Below are 18,924 nucleotides of genomic sequence, written 5' to 3'. Positions count from 1 at the left end.
ACATAACAGCCATTAAGCAGAAATGCTCTCTCACTTCCTCCCACTCGGGAGAGGGAAGTGAGAGAGCATTTCTCGTATGGCGTGATGATGTGAGAGAACGTCTAGGCGGTGGCCAGACCCTCAACCGGAGAAAGGCGCGCCGCACGACGGGCCGGAATCACAGAGGCAAGCAGGCCCGCCACCACGGCAACACCGAAAACAGCCGCGATCTGCAGCCACGGAACTGCAGGAACAACATCAGCCACTCCGCCCAGGGTGGCCTGCGCACCGAGCCAGCCATAGACGATGCCCATGCCCGCACCAAGGACTGCGGCCACGCCGGCCACGAGCACCGCTTCGATGGCCAGCATGCCGCGGAGCTGGCCCTTCGTCAGGCCCAGTGCCCTCAGCAAGGAGTTTTCCCGCGTTCTCTCAAGTACGGAGAGGGACAGAGTGTTCGCCACACCGATCAGGGCAATCACCACGGCAACTCCCAGCAAGCCTGTGACCACCAGCAGGAGCACGTCGATGATGCTGTTGAACGTCACGCGCTCGATCGCTGCGCCGCTGACGGTGCGTTCATGCACGCCCAAAGCGGCTGCCATCTCCTTCTGGATTGCTTGGACGCGGTCACCGGAAACGGAATCGTCCAGTTTGACCCACACCATGGCGGGTGCGTCCTGCAGCGCTCCTGCTGTGATGCTTGAGCTTTCCACGAAGGCCGGAACGTGGCGGGTCCGCAGGACCTTCGCGTCGAGGAGTGCAGTACCAGTCGCCGTCCTGATGGTTGCGCGACCACCGGCGGAGTCTTCGGGCAGGTAGACCGTACCCGGGCTCGGCTTCAGGTTGTTGTCGCGCAGGATGGAAGCAGCATCGGCGGACGAGAGCGAGTAGACGGTGGTCCCGCCGTCGGGAGTGGACCCGGCGAGCGTGCCAACTGCCGGTAGCAGGACCGCATTGCTGACCCCGTCGAGTGTCTTGATACGCGAGATGGCTTCTGCTGGATTGGCTGGACCGTCTACCGCGGTCATCGCAGCGAGATCCACAGGGTAGTTCTCGGCCAACGTCGCATTGAACGCTTGCCGGGAAGTGGCGGCTCCGGTCATCATGAGCGAAACCAGCGTTACGCCGATCAGCAAGGCAGCAGCGGTCGCCGAGGTACGTGCCGGGTTGCGCGTCGCGTTGACGGCGGCGAGCTTGCCGGGCACGCCTGCGGGTGCGGCCAGACGGCCGGCGAGGGCAACGACTGTGGGAATGAACAGGGTGGAGCAGAGCAGAATCCCGACGAAGGAAACCGCGCCACCGAGCAAAGCAACCAGCAGCGAGACGGTGGTGCTACCGAAAATCAACAGTGATACGCCGCCCACCAGGGCAATCAGGCCCGAGACCAGCCGGACTTTGCCTCGCCGGTTGCCCACTGAGGCGTCGTCGGCGGGCCTCAGCGCAGCCAGCGGTGCGACCGCCGTAGCCGCCTTGGCGGGGACGAGGGCTGCGACGACGGTCAGCAGCGTGCCGGCAACGAGCCCGGCGAAAATTGCCGACGGCGGTACCGCCAAGGTTGCGAACGCCTGGCCGGGCTGGGACTTGGCCCATGCGATCAGCCCGGTCATCAGGCCCGTAGCAGCCAGGACACCCAGAATCGATGAGGCGAAGCCAACCAGGAGGGCCTCCATTATGACGGAGCCGCGGATTTGCGAACGGCCAGCTCCCAAGCAACGCAGCAGCGCCAATTCGCGGGTCCGCTGTGCCACGAGCACGGAAAAGGTGTTGGCCACCACCAAAGTGGAGACGAGAATAGCGACGCCAGCGAAGGCGAGCAGGACAATGGTCAGTTGGTCTTGACCTGCACTGAGCATGGCGACCGTGGACGTGACCTTCTCCTGGGCCGTTTCCAGCACAGGTGCGTCGGCTTCCGCTGATTCCATCCGGTGTGAGATGTAATCCTTGGCCGCGCCTGTCTCTTCGCCGGGCTTGAGGGTGAACTGCATGCCTGTGTATCCGACGCCAGCGTCCTGGACTGCATTCAAGACTGACTCTGAAGCGACAAGCTGGGCCGCCGAGGAGGAGAAGGGATCATTCGTGGTCTGTATCAGGCCAGAAACTCTCACCTTGGCGTTCTTGACCGGGCCGCCACCGTGCAGGTCCAAGGTGCTGCCAACCGTGAGGCCAAGATGCTCTGCGGACTTGACGTCGATGACGGCTTCGAAGGGTTGCGACGGCATGGAACCGGAGGAGAGGACGGCGCCTTCCAAGGATGGAGGTGCTGCATTTCGCAGGCGCCCGTACTGCTCACCGCCGCCAGCCTCGAACGTCACATAGGTGGAACGCTCGGCGTAACTGTCCTCCACAGCGGGGGAGGACGCGGCGGCGTCCACCGCGGCTTGAGTGAACGCTTCGCCGTTTCTGGGTGTGGCAACAAGATCCGCGTTGCGGTAACCCTCACCGATACTGGCACCCAGCGATGCATTGGTGCTCGCGCCCACCATGAGGGTGGCGGAGAGGAACATGACGGAGAGCATCACGGCGAGCCCGATTGCAACAAATCGTCGGAAATGCGTCGTCAATTGAGATAGGGCAACACGCAGCATGCCCTATGCCCCCAGCTTGCCGAGAGCGGTCAACACGGATTCGGCCGTGGGATCGTGGATCTCGCCTACCAGCCCACCGTCACTCATCAGCACCACGCGGTCGGCATAGCTTGCGGCCACGGGGTCGTGCGTCACCATGATGATTGTCTGGCCCATCTCCTGGCTGCTCCGGCGTAGCAGCGCCAACACTTCGCCGCCGGCTTTGGAGTCCAGGTTGCCGGTCGGCTCGTCGCCAAATACGACGTCGGGGCGCGTCAACAGCGCGCGGGCTACGGCGACGCGTTGTTGCTGGCCGCCGGACAACTCGTGTGGCCGGTGCTTCAGCCGGTCCTTCAGCCCGAGGGTGCTGACAACGGTATCCAGCCATCCGGCGTCGGCGGATGTTCCCGCCAAAGCGAGTGGCAGCGTGATGTTCTGCTCCGCTGTCAGGGTGGGCACCAGGTTGAAGGCTTGGAAGACGAAGCCGATCCGCTCTCGTCGAAGCGCAGTGAGCTGCCGGTCCTTGAGCCCGGTGATCTCGGTGCCGCCCAGGATGATCCGTCCGGAGTCCACCGTATCCAGGCCAGCGAGGCAATGCATGAGCGTGGACTTGCCCGATCCGGAAGGTCCCATGATGGCGGTGAATTTTCCGGCGTCGAAGCCCACCGAAACGTCCCTCAGGGCCAGGACACGCGTATCGGCGCGTCCGTAACTTTTTGTCAGCGCGAAGGCTTCGACCGCTGGATGAGGTCTGCCTCGGTCGGCTTCGCCGGGACGGCCATTACCGGAAGCGTGGGGGAGAGGCGTGAAAGTTGTCATGTTTTCACGCTATGTTCCCCGGATCCGGTCTTGGATCCGGCCAAGGGCCCATTGTGTGCCGGCCCGGCTCATACCGTGGTCTGAGACCGGCGACCACCTGGGTAGGGCGAAACTAGCTCCCCGGGGCCACCACGCCTGTCTCATAGGCGATGACCACTACCTGTACGCGGTCCCGCGCTCCTAGCTTGGCCAGAATGTGGCCCACGTGGGTCTTCACGGTCGCCTCGGAAAGGAAAAGCCCTGCGGCGATCTCCGGATTCGATTGTCCCTGGGCGATTAGCTGGAAGACCTCGCGCTCGCGGGCCGTAAGGCGTTCGACCGCTGCTGTGTGTTCACTCTGTTCAGGCGTCTGGTTTCTGAGCAGCGGAGCCACATGGTCCAGCAGCCTGCGCGTGGTGGATGGAGCGATCACGGCGTCGCCCCGGTATACGGTACGGATGGCTTCAAGGAGCTCTTCCGGTGGGGCGTCCTTCAAGAGGAACCCGCTGGCGCCCGCCTGGATCGCTGCCAAGGCATATTCGTCGAGGTCGAAGGTGGTCAGGACCACAATCTTCACGTCGGCGCGTTGTGAACCGGCGGGCTGTGCTGCTGCCTGCTCCAGGATTCTCCGGGTGGCCTCAATTCCGTCCATCCCGGGCATGCGAACGTCCATCAGGACAACATCGGCCGCGGTGGCATTGAGCGCCTGGACGGCTTCGATGCCGTTGCCGGCTTCGGCCACCACCTGCAAGTCGGCCTGCGAATTGATGAGCATGCCAAAGCCCGAGCGGACCAGCTGCTGGTCATCGACGAGTGCTACCCGGATGGGTGCGGGCAGTTCAGGCATGGCTCAGGCCTCCGAATAGGGGATGAAAGCGGACACACGGAAACCGCCGCCCTGTTCGGGGCCTGCGGTCAATGAACCATCGTAGAGCGAGATGCGTTCGCCCATGCCCCGGAGGCCGTTGCCACCGCCAGCGGTGGGCGGATCAGCGGCGGCGCCCCGACCGTCGTCGACGACGTCCAGCTGTAGACCGCGGCCCTGCCACGTGAGCGCCACACTCGCCACCGCCTGGGGTCCGGCATGCTTCACGACGTTGGTGAGCGCTTCCTGGATGATCCGGTACACAGTGAGTTCGGCCCCTGCCGGAAGTGCCCGGCGCGGCGCGCCGACTTGTTCGAAAGTGACCTGCAGCCTGGCAGCGCGGAAGCCCAGCAGGAGCTCATCAAGATCGGAAAGCCTCGGTTGGGGCCTTGTTGGCGCGTCCTCGTCCGAGCGCAGTACCCCGAGCAGCCTTCGCATTTCGCCCAGGGAATCCCGGCCCGTTGCGGCGATCGTGGCCAGCGCTTCGGTGGCCAGTTCCGGCTTCGCCGCAGCGGCATACCGGGCGCCATCGGCCTGCGTGATGATGACGGACAACGAGTGCGCCACGATGTCGTGCATTTCCCGGGCGATGTGGGAGCGTTCATCAGCGGCGGCCAGTTGGCGCTCCTGCTGTTGTTCGATTTCAAGGCGCCGTGTCCGGTCCTCAAGGGCTTGGAGTTGGAGGCGACGTACACGCGTCAGGTCGCCCAGCGTCCAACTCACCAGCACCAGCATCCAGATAAGGACCGTGTAGAGGGCGCCGATGGTGAGGCCCATGATGCCGGACTCCGCAGGGCTTGAGTATTCACGGGTGGTGAGCATGACGCCGCCCAGCAAACCAAGCAACAGGACCGTCCGGCTCGCCCATGCCGGCCCATAGGCGGCGGTGGCATAGATAACCAGCGGAACAGCGATCTGGCCGGCCACGGGTTCGGCGCCGATCGCCCACTGGACCAGGCACACCAAAACCACGACGGCGGCCGCGACCACAGGACGCGTCCGTCGCCACGCCAGGGGCAACAGGAGGCCGCACGAGATGAAGAAGAGCAGCGGGCGGTCGGCCAGCAGATAGACAGGTCCGAACAAGAGTACGAGCAGGCACGTTGCCGCCATATCTACCTTGAAGCGGTTGGTTCGGAACCATTCGTATACAGCGTGCCTTCTATCCACGGTACGACTCTATGTGCTGGGTTTGGTCACGGGCGTCATGCTCTGGTCTGATTTCCAGCTGACCATGTTCGAAGAGTGAGACGATTTTGACCAGCATGTGGATTCGTTGGCTAGATAGACCTATGAGCGCATCGTCCATCAATCTCGCTGTCATCCCCGGCGACGGCATTGGCCCCGAGGTCATCGCCGAAGCCGTCAAGGTCCTGGAAAAGGCTGTCGCCGCCGAAGGCGTCACCCTGGAGCGGACCCACTACAAGCTCGGTGCGCAGCACTGGCTTGAGACCGGCGAGACCCTGCCTGACGAGGTCCTTGCAGACCTCCGCACGCGCGATGCCATCCTTTTCGGCGCCGTTGGTGCGGCCCCGGGTGACACCCGGATCCCGTCGGGCATCATCGAACGCGAGATGCTCCTCAAGCTGCGCTTCAGCCTGGACCACTTCGTCAACCTGCGCCCGTCCCGGTTGTACGGAACCATCGGCAGCCCCTTGGCCAACCCCGGCGCCATCGACTTCATTGTGGTCCGTGAGGGCACTGAGGGTCCCTATGTGGGCAACGGTGGCACTTTGCGCGGCGGCACTCCGCACGAGGTCGCCACTGAAGTCTCCCTTAACACTGCACACGGTGTTGAGCGGGTTGTCCGCGACGCCTTCCGCCGGGCCAGCGAGCGTCCGCGCAAGCACGTCACACTAGTCCACAAGCACAATGTCCTGGTCTTCGCCGGACACTTGTGGAAGCGAACAGTCGAGGCCGTGGCCCAGGAATTCCCCGAGGTCACGCACGACTACCTGCACATCGATGCTGCAACCATCTTCATGGTTACCGATCCCTCCCGCTTCGATGTCATCGTCACCGATAACCTGTTCGGCGACATCCTTACTGACCTCGCTGCTGCCATCACCGGCGGCATTGGCTTGGCGGCATCGGGCAACATCAACATGGACCGCACAGCACCGTCCATGTTCGAACCCGTCCACGGATCAGCACCGGACATCGCCGGGCAGCAGAAAGCCGATCCCACTGCGGCCATCCTCTCCGCGGTGCTCCTGCTGGACCACCTTGGCTACACCACGGCGGCCCGCAAGATTGAGGCGGCAGTGGTCGCCGACGTCGAAAGCCGCACCGGCGAGCCACGCAGCACGGCTGCCATTGGCGACGCCATTGCGGCGGCACTTTAGGCCCATTTCTCAGGCGTAAGCTTGTCTTGAATTATTTACCTGCTTCCCTGGTCCACCGCTGAACCGCATCCTCCGGGACCCGTTTCGCGCCACCAGATAGCTGACTGTGGAGGAAACATGACTCAGACTGCCCACGGCGTCGAATTCAGCCAGCAGCTTTCGGAAACCCCGAAGTCTGCTGAGGAGCGTGCAGCCGTCCTGGCGAACCCAGGCTTTGGCGATTACTTCACCGACCACACCGCCGTCGTTGACTACAAAGTCGACGCCGATGGCAATGGTGGTTGGCAGAACGCCCGGATCGAGCCCTACGGACCTATTTCCCTGGATCCCTCGGCTGCAGTGCTGCACTACGGCCAGGAGATCTTCGAGGGCCTTAAGGCATACCGCCACGCAGACGGTTCCGTGTGGACCTTCCGTCCGGAAGCGAACGCCGCCCGCCTGAACAAATCCGCCCGTCGCCTGGCTCTCCCGGAACTGCCCGAGGAATATTTCCTGGGCGCCATCCGTGAGCTCGTCCAGGCGGACAAGGAATGGGTTCCTTCCGGCGATGGCGAAGCGCTGTACCTGCGCCCGTTCATGATCGCCACCGAGGCCTTCCTCGGTGTGCGGGCTGCCCGGGAAGTGTCCTTCCGCGTCATTGCGTCTCCCGCGGGTAACTACTTCGGCGGCGAGCTGAAGCCCGTTTCCATCTGGATATCCCGTGAATATGCTCGCGCGGGCCGCGGCGGAACAGGTGCAGCCAAGTGCGGCGGCAATTACGCTGCTTCCTTGATTGCCCAGCAGGAAGCCGAGGCCAACGGCTGTAAGCAGGTGCTTTTCCTGGACCACTTCAACGACGACGCCGTGGAAGAACTCGGTGGCATGAACGTCTTCTTCGTCATGAAGGACGGCTCCCTGGTTACTCCTGCCCTGACCGGCACCATCCTGGAGGGCGTAACGCGCTCTTCCGTCATTCAGGTTGCGAAGGACATGGGTCGGGAGGTTGCCGAGCGCAAGATCACACTCGACGAGTGGCGCGACGGAGTTGCTTCGGGCGAGATCGCCGAAGTCTTCGCTTGCGGTACGGCGGCTGTCATCACCCCGATCGGTGTCCTGAAGGACGCCACGGAATTCATCGGATCCGAGGACGCCAAGGCCGGTGAAACCACTATGGCCATCCGCCAGCAGCTCCTGGGTATACAGACCGGTACCATCGAGGACACCCACGGCTGGCTTACCCGCCTGGTCTAGTCCGAGCACAACCAGTCCAGGACACAGCAAAAAGCGAACGACGGCGGCCCTTCCACTTGGCAGACAAGCGGAAGGGCCGCCGTTGCCATGCCCAGGGACAGGGCGTCGGTGGAAAGTGGACAGGATGTGAGAGGGCGTCGGTGGGAAGTGGACAGGATGTGAGAGAGCGTCGGTGGTGGTGCAAGATGGGACAGTGACTTCAGAATCCATGGGGACTTCCAACGACTCACCTGCCGGTGGCTACACCCCTGCACTGCAACGAAGCAGCAGCCTCACCCGCTTCCGGCTGGCACCAAACCCGGGCCCGATGAGCTTGGATGGCACCAACTCCTACGTCATCGGCGCCGCGGATTCCGGCCATGTTGCCGTAGTGGATCCCGGCCCGGAAGACGAGAGGCATTTGGCTGAGCTGGCAGCGGCGGGCGTCGTCGACGTCGTGCTTATTACGCACCGTCATGCTGATCACACAGCCGCGTCTGCAAGGTTCCATGAACTGACAGGTGCTCCCGTCCGGGCCGCTGCTGTTGAGTACTGCCACGGCGGCGAGCCTCTGGTGGACGGCGAAGTCCTGCACGCTGGCGGCGTGGAGATCCGTGTCGTGGCAACGCCCGGCCACACGTCGGATTCCCTTTGCTTCCATCTCCCCGCAGACGGCCCAAATGGGTCAGTCCTCACTGGTGACACGATCCTCGGCCGCGGCACCACGGTGCTGGACTACCCCGATGGCCGATTGGGCGATTACCTCGCCAGCCTGGACCGGCTTGAATCCCTGGGCCCGGCAACGCTTCTTCCTGCCCACGGCCCGGTGCTTGAAGCCTTGGACGTGAAATGCCGCGAATACCGCGAACATCGTCAGCAGCGGCTCGACCAGATCAGGGCTGCACTTGAACAGCTCGGCCAGGACGCGCCCATTGCTGCGGTGACTGATGCGGTTTATCCCGACGTCGATCCTTCCGTCAGGTGGGCAGCCGAGACTTCGGTTGCGGCCCAGCTGGATTACCTTCGTAGCTAGCGGGCGAACGCCTATCCGCCGGACGGTAGGCTTGAGCCCATGCGTATCGCCCGGTTTGTAGTTGATTCTGATCCCCTTTATGGCGTTGTTGAAGGCGAGCCCGGCAGTGAGGAAATCACTGTCATCCACGGCGATCCCTTCTTCAACGGCGTCGAACGTACCCACGTTAAGCACAAGCTTGAGGATGTGCGGCTCCTTGCCCCGATCATTCCGCGTAGCAAAGTGATCGGCGTTGGGCGCAATTTTGCCGAGCATGCTGCTGAGCTCGGCAACGAGGTTCCCCAACATCCGTTGCTCTTCCTCAAGCCGAACACCTCCGTCATCGGGCCAAACGATCCGATCGTCCTCCCGGAATTCTCCGATGAGGTCTCCTTCGAGGCTGAGCTGTGCGTCATCATCGGCCGTATTTGCAAGGACGTCCCCGAGGAACGCGCCGACGACGTCATTTTTGGTTACACCTGCGGAAACGACCTCACGGCCCGGGACGTCCAGAAGACCGACCTCCAGTGGGCCCGTGCCAAGGGCTTTGACACCTCCGCTCCGCTCGGCCCGTGGATCGAAACTGAACTTGATCCTGAAGACCTCTCCATTCAGGGCCGGCTCAATGGTGAACTTCGGCAGGACGGCAGCACCAAGCAGATGATCCGCGGCGTGCGTGAGCTCGTCTCGATCGTCTCCCAGGCCTTTACGCTCCTTCCGGGCGATGTCATCATGACCGGGACGCCTGCCGGCGTGGGCCTGGTCAATGAGGGCGACCGCTTCGAAGTGGAGATTGAAGGCATCGGCCGCCTGTCCAACCCGGTGGTTCGCCGCTAGCCGCCGGACCAGGGCAAAATGCTCGACGACGGCGCGGACCTTTCGCACGAAAGGTAAGGGGCCGTCGTCGAGCCTTTCCGGCGGGCTACCGGCCCAATATCAAGCGGTAAAGTTGAAGCACTATGACTACTGCTTCTGCGTCCAACGCTGCCCCCAGCGCCATCCCTGCCGTCAACGCCGAGACTCCAGTCCGCGTCCGCTTCTGCCCGTCACCTACGGGAACGCCGCACGTTGGCCTGATCCGCACTGCCCTGTTCAACTGGGCTTATGCGCGCCACACCGGTGGCAAGCTGATCTTCCGGATCGAGGACACTGATTCTGCCCGCGACAGCGAGGAGAGCTACCACCAGCTGCTCGATGCCCTCAAATGGCTCGGTATCGACTGGGATGAGGGCGTCGAGGTAGGCGGACCGCATGAGCCGTACCGCCAGTCACAGCGCGGAGATATCTACCAGGACGTCATCGCCAAGCTCAAGGCCGGGGGACACGTTTACGAGTCCTACTCCACGCCGGACGAGATCGAAGCCCGCCATCGGGCAGCTGGCCGCGATCCGAAGCTGGGCTATGACGGCTTCGACCGCCACATGACCGAGGAACAGCTTGCACAGTTCAAGGCCGAAGGCCGCGATGCCGTGCTGCGCCTGCGCATGCCGGATGAGGACCTGACTTTCAACGACCTCGTTCGAGGCGAGATCACGTTCAAAGCCGGCTCAGTTCCGGACTTCGCCGTGGTCCGTGCCAACGGTGCCCCTCTCTACACTCTGGTCAACCCGGTGGACGACGCCCTCATGGGCATTACCCACATCCTCCGAGGCGAGGACCTCCTGAGTTCCACGCCCCGACAGATCGCGCTGTACCGCGCGCTCTACGCCATCGGCGTGGCGGAGTACATGCCGGAGTTCGGTCACCTGCCTTATGTGATGGGCCAGGGAAACAAGAAGCTGTCCAAGCGGGACCCCGAATCCAGCCTGTTCCTGCACCGCGAGCGTGGCTTCATCCCCGAGGGACTCCTCAACTACCTTTCGCTGCTGGGCTGGTCCCTGAGCGCGGACGAGGACATCTTCAGCGTTGAGCAGCTTGTGGCCAACTTCGACATCCACGATGTCCTGGGTAACCCGGCGCGCTTCGACCTCAAGAAAGCTGAAGCCATCAATGGGACCCACGTGCGCCTGCTCGAGCCGGAGGATTTCAAGCAGAGGCTCGTCCCTTATCTTCGCGCTGAAGGCTTCGTGGGAGAGATCCTGACCTCCCGGCAGGAGGAGATCCTCGCCGAGGCAGCTCCGTTGGTTCAGGAGCGCATCACCTTGCTGGGTGAGGCTCCAGAGATGCTGGCCTTCCTCTTCAAGGCTGATGACGCGATTGATATTGCAGACGACGCCCGCAAGGGGCTGCCGGAGAATCTGCAGGAAGTGCTTGATGCGGCACTCGCTGCGCTGGAGCCCATAGAGGAATGGACGGCTGAGAACATTCAGACGGCGCTCAAGCAGGCATTGGTCGAGGACCTTGGCATCAAGCCCCGCGCTGCTTTTGGACCGGTACGCACCGCTATTTCAGGCCGGCGTATTTCTCCTCCGCTGTTCGAGTCGATGGTGATCCTGGGCAAGGACTCCTCACTCGCGCGCGTTCGCGCGTTCCGGGGCTAGGCGGCAGCGGTCATGGCTATTGCAAGTTCCTTCGGAACTGTCCGCGGTGTTCTTTTCGACATCGACGACACCTTGGTGGACCTTGAGTACGCCATGACAACAGCCCTGCGTGATGTCAGCGAGCATCTCCTGCCCGGCCTTGACCAGGCCGGGTGGGTGAAGTTCGGCCGTATCTTCACCCACGAAACAACGCACTTCTATGACCGTTACCTTGCCGGTGAGCTGACCTTCAATGAGCAGCGCCTTTTGAGGGGCCGGGCAGCGCTGGGCCATTTTGGCGTGGAGCTCGGAGACGGTGAGGAATCGCAGTCGTGGGTTGCCGAGTACCATCAGCGGCAGACGGCCTACGTGCGCCCTTTCGACGACGTAGCTGGCGTGCTTGACGCGCTCGACGCCGCGGACGTTCCGTACGGCGCTGTCAGCAACAACGTTCATGACTACCAACGGGCCAAGTTGGACGGAGCAGGCCTGTCCAGGATCAAAATCCTCGTGGGGACGGACACTGTGGGCGTGCCGAAGCCGGACCCTGCTATCTACCTTGAGGGCGTCCGGTTGCTGGGCACGGAGCCGGCGGAGACACTCTATGTCGGGGACAACCGGCTTCTTGACGCGGACGGCGCAACGGCAGCAGGCCTGATTGGCGTGTGGCTGAACAGGACCGGGGAATTGGTGGAAGAGTTCGCCGGGCGCCAGGTCGATTCCCTGTCGAGACTGCTCGTCAAGGCACCGTCTGCGGCCTGATATCCATGTGATGCAGGTTACGGCCTTGCGATTTGTGCAGGTGGCAAGACTCCGGTAGAGTCATTACTCGTGCTGAGGGGCACGGAGGGAAAAGCCAAGGGAAACCGAGGCAAGGAACTCCGGTCCAAAAGTCACTTTGGGATATGGTGTAATTGGCAACACTACGGTTTCTGGTACCGTCATTCTAGGTTCGAGTCCTGGTATCCCAGCTCTGAAATTCCGCGCTATTGCAGCGGAAAATCGGAATTCCACTTCGCTTAGCCGATTTGGAAGAGAGCTGAAAGTATGAAATACTCATTCAGCTTGATCGCCGGAAACGGCGACAAAAAAGTGCAAGGCCCCATCGTATAGCGGCCTAGTACGCCGCCCTCTCACGGCGGTAACGCGGGTTCGAATCCCGCTGGGGTCACAAACAAATCCCCCCGGAACTTCGGTTCCGGGGGATTTCTTGGTTTAAACGCATTTCCGGCCAGGTGCGGGGATAGGCCAGGGGATTATCAATGGAACGCCCAGGCAGGCCGCACACGCAATCGGACAGTCTGGCCAAATGGACATTCCCGCCAAGCCGACACTCCCGCTGAGCCGCAGGCGGCCATTGGGCTGGCATGATGATGCTGTGACCGCACATGAAGAGCCGACAAGAGCAGGGCTCAGTCCTGTCCCGACCAAAGCGCAGGCTGATGCTGTCAACACCCTTGAAGCAGCGCGTACGGAACTAGCCGGCCTCGCCCTGCCTTTGGCCCTGCCCGAAGCCGAAGAGGGGCGCCGCTGGATCAGGGAGACCCTTGCCCAGCTCGACGACTACGTGATTCCCAGGTACCGCAGCCTGGACGCTCCTCTGCTGGCCGTCGTCGGCGGTTCTACCGGTGCCGGTAAGTCGACGCTGGTTAACGCGCTGGTGGGCTCCCCGGTGACACGTGCCGGGGCCATCAGGCCCACGACCCGCCAGCCCATTCTCCTGCACCACCCGCAGGACGCGGAGTGGTTTGAGGGCCAGCGCATACTTCCCAACCTGGAGCGGATCAGGGGCAGGGTTTCCACGGACCCGTTGCCTGCAAATCAAGCCGGGATCGCACCGGATGCCCAGGCAATCACGTCCCTCGTGCTCGTGGGGCACGACCACGTGCCCCAGGGCCTGGCGATTCTGGATGCGCCCGACGTCGATTCGATTTCCGACAACAACCGGAGGCTCGCAGGCCAGCTGCTCGCCGCAGCGGACCTTTGGGTGTTCGTCACCACGGCAAACAGATACGCCGACGCCGTCCCGTGGCGTCTGCTCCTGGATGCGGCTTCGCGGGACATCACGGTCGCCGTGGTGCTGGACCGCGTGCCACCGGCAGCGGAGGAAGAAGTCAGGACGGACCTAAAGGCGATGTTGGATCGTCAGGGCCTGGCTGCTGCGGAACTCTTCGTGGTGCAGGAAAGTGGTTTGGACGATTTGGGAATGCTGCCGCCCGAAGCTGTCAGCGGATTGAGACTTTGGCTTGCCAGCCTTGCCGCTGATGCGGCCGGACGAGCACACGTTGCAAGGCGTACGCTCAATGGTGCCATCAAAGCAGTGAGCGCCCGGCTTGAAGCTATTGCAGCTGCGGCTGCGGCCCAGGATGCGGCCGCCCGTGAGCTGCGCTCGGCCTGCGTTCACGAATACGACGACGCCCTACTGCGCATTCTGGAAGCGACCAAGGACGGCGCCCTGCTCCGCGGGGAAGTGCTGGCGCGATGGCAGGATTTTGTGGGCACGGGTGAATTCTTCCGTGCACTGGAGCAGAACATAGGGCGTATGCGGGACCGGATGGGAGCATTCTTCAGAGGTGAACCCGCCCCGGCTGTGAAAGTGGAGACCGCGATCGAGACAGGTTTGCAAGCCGTGATTCTTGATGAGGCCGCCAATGCCGCAGAAAACGTCGACAGGCGCTGGCGCTCGGATACGGCTGGCCGCCAGCTCCTGGGTGCCGCAGATCTATCAGGGACCAGTCCCGGCTTTGATGCGAAGGCCGCTGGCGCCATCCGCTCCTGGCAGGAAGGACTCATGGAACTGATCCGCACCCAAGGTCAGGAAAAACGCACGCAGGCCCGTTGGCTCTCCTTCGGCGTTAACGGGCTTGGCGCAGCGCTGATGGTGGTGGTTTTCTCCATGACTGCCGGTTTGACGGGATTGGAGATAGGTATTGCCGGTGGAACGGCTGTTGTGGGGCAGAAGTTGCTTGAAGCTGTCTTCGGTGAGGATGCCGTCCGGCGGCTGGCCCAACAGGCCAGAGCCGATCTCCAGACCTCCTGCCAACGCCTTCTCGAGGAAGAGCGGGACAGGTTCCTCGGCCGCCTCGATGCCGCGGGTCCCTACCCCGGCGACGTGCGCGGCGGGATGGACCTCGCCCGCCACGCCCAGGCCCTCCGCCGACTGGCGGGGGCAGCATGAGCCGGCACAGCCAGATCCGGGAATCGTCCCAGCTCCAGCGGCGGCTCGAAGCACTCAACACCGCACGGGAACTTGCCGAAGGGGTTCTGCCAGAGCAGGAACTGCAATCCGTATATGAGGTCCTTGAGCGGGCCACGTCCAGACGCTCGTTGTCGGCAGGGCACACGGTCGTCGGCTTCTTCGGAGCCACAGGAAGTGGCAAGTCGTCTTTGTTCAATGCCGTCTCCGGCAGCAATCTTGCTACCGCCGCGGCCCGCAGGCCCACAACGTCCGCGCCGTTGGCAGGCATCTGGGGCGAGGAAGGCAGCGGACCCCTGCTGGACTGGCTCGGAGTACAGGAGCGGCACAGCCTGCCCGAGGGCCCAGGCCTGGCCAACGCTGAGAGCGGCCTGATCCTGCTTGATCTTCCTGACTTTGACTCAACGAAAGTGGAGAATCGGCAGATTGTCCAGCGACTGGTAGGGATGGTGGACGTCCTGGTCTGGGTGCTGGACCCGCAGAAGTATGCGGATGCCGCCGTGCACAACGACTTCCTGCGCCCGATGGCTTCCCATGGAGCAGTCACGTTTGTTGTCTTGAACCAAATAGACAAGCTTAACGATGCTGACACCGCTGATGTGCTTAATTCCCTGAAAGGAATCCTGGAGCGCGACGGTCTGGATGACGTTCGGGTCTTGGGCGCCTCGGCACTGACTGGCGAAGGCATCGATGCCGTCCGTGGTGCCATCCGGGACGTCGTGCTCCAGAGGGAGGCCACCACAAAACGCCTTGCTGCCGACGTCTCCAAGGCTGCCGTCGAACTGTCCCAGGTTTCAGGTGCAGGCGAGGCTCGCGGCGTCAAGGCAAACACCAAGGCTAAACTCGCCAATGAATTGTCGACGGCGGCCAACGTACCTGTGGTGGTTGATGCGGTAGCGCGATCCTTCAAGAGGGAATCGGCGCGCAGGACGGGATGGCCCGTGACGCGCTGGTTGCTGCGCTTCCGGCCTGATCCCCTGCGGAGGCTGAACCTGGGCAGGCAGGACGCCAGGCCCGAACTCAACCGGACTTCCTTGCCGGTGGCGGGCGCACCCGAACGTGCGAGGACGGATGCCGCGGTGCGTGATTTTGTGGATGAGGCTTCGGAAGGCGCTCCTGGCCCGTGGAGGGCGTCCATCCGTGGTGTGGCCAGGGAAGGCCGCGAGCAACTGCCGGATGCCCTGGACCAAGCCATCGCTGGGACGGATCTCAAAACATCAAAACGCCCGTTCTGGTGGTTGTTGTTCAACTCACTTCAATGGATCGCACTTCTCCTGGCCGTCGGTGGCCTTGGTTGGCTTGGGGTCCTGGCCGTGCTCGGCTATTTCCAAATGCCCGTGCCCGAGGTGCCGCGGACCGAGGGATGGCCCTGGCCTACGTTGATGGTGGCCAGCGGAGTGATTCTGGGGATTGTTCTCGCGGTCTTCGGCAGAATCATCGGCGGCTGGGCCGCGCGCCTGCGCGCCAAAGGGGTGGCCAAAAGACTGAAAGCGGCTATCGCAGGTGTGGCCGAGCAGCGCATTGTGGAACCTGTTGAGGTGGAAATTGCCAGGTTGAGCGCCTTCAATACTGCACTAAGAACCGCGCGCGGACGGTAGGTGTGCAGCTAAAGGTCCGAGGCTGCGTCCCTGACTTTGACAAGGGTCCGAAGGTTGCGCGTTGTGGTGCTGGCCTTGTAGCGCGGTTTGGCGGAAAGTTTGCTGAAGGGACTTTCCAACGTTCCCCCGGCGGGTGAAAGCCATGCGGAAGCTTCCGGTCCAAGCCGCACCTGTTCCACGCCACCAAGGGCTTCGCCGGCCTCAAAGAGTTCGTCCAGCATGTTCCTGTCAGAGGCGAGCGTTATGTAGCTGTGCGTGGTCTTGTCGTCGGCGGGGTACGGGCAGGCATCCACGAGTTCGGCCACACGCGAAGAAGTGAGGACAACAACCCAGGCGTCGTAGCCGAAGGAATCACGCAGGCACTTTTCGAACTGGGCCTTGACGTCCTTGAGACTCAAGTCACTCTTCAGGACAACGTTTCCACTGGCCAGCAGTGTCTTGACGTCAGAGAACGGGTAGGCCTTAAGTGCTGATTTCAGCTCGGCCATCTTGATGTTGATCCCGCCGACGTTGATGCCCCGGAGGAATACGGCATAGGTGTTCATGGACGTCCCCCTTCAAAGACAGCGGGTCTAGTCGTTGTTCTTGCGCAAGGCTTCGGTAAGTACCCGGGCGGCATTGCAGACAACCTCGGCGTGCAGCCGTCCGGGTTGGCGCGTTAGGCGCTCAATCGGACCTGAGATGGAAACCGCAGCTATGACCCTTCCGGAGGGTCCGCGGACGGGAGCGGAAACCGAGGCGACCCCAGGCTCGCGTTCGCCAAGGCTCTGACCCCAGCCCCGGCGTCGTACTCCTGCCAGGACGGTGGGCGTAAAGCGGGCGTTCTGGAGTCCTTCCAGCAGGCGGTCGTGGTCTTCCCAGGCGAGGAGGACCTGCGCCGCGGAGCCGGCCTTCATGGACAGTTGGGTGCCCACCGGAATGGTATCGCGCAGGCCGATCGGCCGCTCCGCAGAGGCAACGCACACGCGCCAATCGCCCTGCCTGCGGAAAATCTGGGCACTCTCGCCGGTAGCGTCACGCAGTTGGATAAGTACTGGCCCCGCGGAAGCGATGAGCCGGTCTTCACCAGCCGCGGATGCGAGTTCCACCAGGCGGCTGCCGAGGACGAACCGCCCCTGGATGTCGCGACTGACCAGGCGGTGGTGGACCAAGGCCAGCGCGAGCCGGTGAACGGTGGGCCGGGCGAGCCCCGTAGCCGCTACAAGCTGTGCGAGTGTCGTGGGCCCGGCCTCGAGGGCATCGAGTACTTGGGCCGCTTTATCAATGACACCGACTCCACTAGAATTGTCCATGTAATGATATTGCCGTCTCAATATCTGAGATGCAAGTTGTTTCACTGGCCTATTTTGCGACCGTGCTGGTTCAGTGGTTGCAAGAGTTCAGTGCTTGGAAGAACAGTTCAGTGGATGAAGACCATCCAACTTCAGTGAAGGGAGCAAGGCCGTGGGAAAGACACTGGCCGAGAAAGTCTGGGACGCGCACGTGGTGCGCAAGGGTGAAGGCGAAGGAGCCAACGCCCAGCCCGACCTTCTTTTCATTGACTTGCACTTGGTCCACGAGGTGACGTCACCGCAGGCCTTCGAGGGGCTGCGCTTGGCTGGCCGCAAGCTCCGGCGCACAGACCTCACCATTGCGACGGAAGACCACAACACTCCCACCCTGGACATTGACAAGCCCATTGCGGACCTGACCAGCCGCACGCAGATTGAGACGCTGCGCGCCAACTGCAAGGAGTTCGGCGTCCGCCTGCACTCGCTGGGGGATAAGGAACAGGGCATCGTGCACGTCGTGGGTCCGCAGCTGGGTCTGACCCAGCCGGGCATGACTGTGGTGTGCGGCGACTCCCACACCTCCACGCACGGTGCCTTCGGCGCGCTGGCCATGGGCATCGGAACCTCTGAGGTCGAGCACGTCATGGCAACCCAGACGCTGTCCTTGAAGCCGTTCAAGACGATGGCGATCAACGTGGAGGGCACGCTGCGCCCGGGCGTCACCGCGAAGGACATCATCCTGGCGGTCATCGCCAAGATCGGTACCGGTGGAGGCCAGGGCTATGTCCTGGAATACCGCGGATCCGCGATTCGGGCCCTGTCCATGGATGCGCGCATGACCATCTGCAACATGTCCATCGAGGCTGGCGCGCGTGCCGGCATGGTTGCTCCGGACCAGATCACCTACGACTACATGCAGGGCCGTCCGCATGCGCCCGAAGGCGATGACTGGGACGCCGCGATCGAGTACTGGAACACCCTGCACACCGACGCCGACGCTGCGTTCGACGTCGAAGTGGACCTCGATGCCAACACCCTGGAGCCGTTTGTCACCTGGGGCACCAACCCCGGCCAGGGCGTTTCCCTCTCGGCCAAGGTTCCGGCCCCTGAGGACTTTGGCGACGAGAACGCCAAAGCCGCCGCGGAGCGCGCGCTGCAGTACATGGGCCTCGAGGCAGGCACCCCCATGAAGGACATCCGTGTGGATACGGTCTTCCTGGGCTCTTGCACCAACTCCCGGATCGAGGACCTGCGTGCTGCCGCTGACATCATCCGCGGCCGCGAGAAGGACCCGAATATCCGCATGCTCGTAGTTCCGGGTTCCGCCCGTGTCCGCCTCGAAGCCGAAGCTGAGGGCCTGGACAAAATCTTCAAGGATTTCGGTGCCGAGTGGCGCTTCGCCGGTTGCTCCATGTGCCTTGGCATGAACCCGGACCAGCTGGAACCGGGGGAGCGCTGCGCATCAACGTCCAACCGCAACTTTGAGGGTCGCCAGGGCAAGGGTGGCCGTACGCACCTTGTCTCTCCCGTGGTGGCTGCTGCGACAGCCGTTCGCGGAACGTTGAGCTCGCCGTCGGACCTTGAACCGGCTTCGGCAGGCACATTGACCGGAATCGCAGTCTAGG

At 63.0% G+C, this 18,924-nt stretch carries 15 protein-coding genes and 2 tRNA genes; 11 read left to right on the top strand and 6 right to left on the bottom strand.

The window, feature by feature from the left end:
- Positions 1 to 101 precede the first annotated feature (101 nt).
- The 4 genes from LDN75_RS15780 to LDN75_RS15765 form a co-directional block, all read right to left on the bottom strand.
- Positions 102 to 2,567 carry an ABC transporter permease gene (locus LDN75_RS15780; RefSeq protein ID WP_223933331.1) on the bottom strand — a complete coding sequence of 822 codons (2,466 nt, stop codon included), beginning with the start codon at positions 2,565 to 2,567 and terminating at the stop codon, positions 102 to 104.
- 3 nt (positions 2,568 to 2,570) lie between these two features.
- Positions 2,571 to 3,365 (bottom strand): ABC transporter ATP-binding protein, encoded by a 795-nt coding sequence (locus LDN75_RS15775; RefSeq protein WP_223933329.1) that lies wholly within the window; start codon positions 3,363 to 3,365, stop codon positions 2,571 to 2,573.
- Positions 3,366 to 3,477: 112 nt separating this feature from the next.
- Positions 3,478 to 4,191 carry a response regulator transcription factor gene (locus LDN75_RS15770; protein ID WP_223933327.1) on the bottom strand — a complete coding sequence of 238 codons (714 nt, stop codon included), beginning with the start codon at positions 4,189 to 4,191 and terminating at the stop codon, positions 3,478 to 3,480.
- A gap of 3 nt (positions 4,192 to 4,194) precedes the next feature.
- Positions 4,195 to 5,379, bottom strand: a complete 1,185-nt coding sequence (locus tag LDN75_RS15765) for a histidine kinase (RefSeq protein WP_223933325.1) — start codon at positions 5,377 to 5,379, stop codon at positions 4,195 to 4,197.
- A gap of 122 nt (positions 5,380 to 5,501) precedes the next feature.
- On the opposite strand from LDN75_RS15765, the gene LDN75_RS15760 reads away from it, so the two are divergent.
- The 10 genes from LDN75_RS15760 (at position 5,502) to LDN75_RS15715 (ending at position 16,028) form a co-directional block, all read left to right on the top strand.
- Complete coding sequence (locus LDN75_RS15760) at positions 5,502 to 6,554, top strand: 3-isopropylmalate dehydrogenase (RefSeq protein WP_223933323.1); 1,053 nt, start codon at positions 5,502 to 5,504, stop codon at positions 6,552 to 6,554.
- A 117-nt stretch (positions 6,555 to 6,671) separates the two neighbouring features.
- Entirely contained in the window at positions 6,672 to 7,784 is a 1,113-nt protein-coding gene (locus tag LDN75_RS15755; protein ID WP_223933321.1) for a branched-chain amino acid aminotransferase, read from the top strand.
- A gap of 208 nt (positions 7,785 to 7,992) precedes the next feature.
- Positions 7,993 to 8,796, top strand: a complete 804-nt coding sequence (locus LDN75_RS15750; protein ID WP_223937603.1) for an MBL fold metallo-hydrolase — start codon at positions 7,993 to 7,995, stop codon at positions 8,794 to 8,796.
- 39 nt (positions 8,797 to 8,835) lie between these two features.
- Positions 8,836 to 9,612, top strand: a complete 777-nt coding sequence (locus tag LDN75_RS15745; RefSeq protein ID WP_223933319.1) for a fumarylacetoacetate hydrolase family protein — start codon at positions 8,836 to 8,838, stop codon at positions 9,610 to 9,612.
- Between the two features lie 122 nt (positions 9,613 to 9,734).
- The gene (gltX, locus tag LDN75_RS15740; protein WP_223933318.1) at positions 9,735 to 11,255 is read left to right on the top strand and encodes a glutamate--tRNA ligase; all 1,521 of its coding nucleotides are present in this window, start codon (positions 9,735 to 9,737) and stop codon (positions 11,253 to 11,255) included.
- Positions 11,256 to 11,267: 12 nt separating this feature from the next.
- Complete coding sequence (locus LDN75_RS15735; RefSeq protein ID WP_223933316.1) at positions 11,268 to 11,996, top strand: HAD family hydrolase; 729 nt, start codon at positions 11,268 to 11,270, stop codon at positions 11,994 to 11,996.
- A gap of 137 nt (positions 11,997 to 12,133) precedes the next feature.
- A tRNA-Gln gene (locus tag LDN75_RS15730) sits at positions 12,134 to 12,205 on the top strand.
- A 127-nt stretch (positions 12,206 to 12,332) separates the two neighbouring features.
- A tRNA-Glu gene (locus LDN75_RS15725) sits at positions 12,333 to 12,405 on the top strand.
- A 207-nt stretch (positions 12,406 to 12,612) separates the two neighbouring features.
- On the top strand, positions 12,613 to 14,412 hold the full coding sequence (locus tag LDN75_RS15720; protein ID WP_223933314.1) for a dynamin family protein: 1,800 nt from the start codon (positions 12,613 to 12,615) through the stop codon (positions 14,410 to 14,412).
- Positions 14,409 to 16,028: a GTPase gene (locus LDN75_RS15715; RefSeq protein ID WP_223933312.1), complete on the top strand. Its 1,620-nt coding sequence runs from the start codon at positions 14,409 to 14,411 to the stop codon at positions 16,026 to 16,028. Before LDN75_RS15720 ends, LDN75_RS15715 begins: the two co-directional genes overlap by 4 nt.
- Positions 16,029 to 16,036: 8 nt before the next feature.
- Here LDN75_RS15715 and LDN75_RS15710 read toward each other — a convergent pair whose 3' ends face one another.
- Both LDN75_RS15710 and LDN75_RS15705 read right to left on the bottom strand, forming a co-directional pair.
- Positions 16,037 to 16,573, bottom strand: coding sequence for a DUF1697 domain-containing protein (locus tag LDN75_RS15710; protein ID WP_223933311.1), 537 nt, complete (start codon positions 16,571 to 16,573; stop codon positions 16,037 to 16,039).
- Positions 16,574 to 16,600: 27 nt separating this feature from the next.
- Positions 16,601 to 17,320, bottom strand: coding sequence for an IclR family transcriptional regulator (locus tag LDN75_RS15705; RefSeq protein ID WP_014922101.1), 720 nt, complete (start codon positions 17,318 to 17,320; stop codon positions 16,601 to 16,603).
- 151 nt (positions 17,321 to 17,471) lie between these two features.
- Here LDN75_RS15705 and leuC point away from each other — a divergent pair, with 151 nt between their 5' ends.
- Complete coding sequence (leuC, locus tag LDN75_RS15700; RefSeq protein ID WP_223933309.1) at positions 17,472 to 18,923, top strand: 3-isopropylmalate dehydratase large subunit; 1,452 nt, start codon at positions 17,472 to 17,474, stop codon at positions 18,921 to 18,923.
- The last annotated feature ends 1 nt before the right edge of the window (position 18,924 follow it).

It is taken from the genome of Arthrobacter sp. StoSoilB5 (assembly GCF_019977235.1).
Lineage (GTDB): Bacteria > Actinomycetota > Actinomycetes > Actinomycetales > Micrococcaceae > Arthrobacter.
The sequence above is the reverse complement of the archived record's forward strand: the minus strand, read 5'-3'. Positions and strand labels throughout refer to the sequence as shown.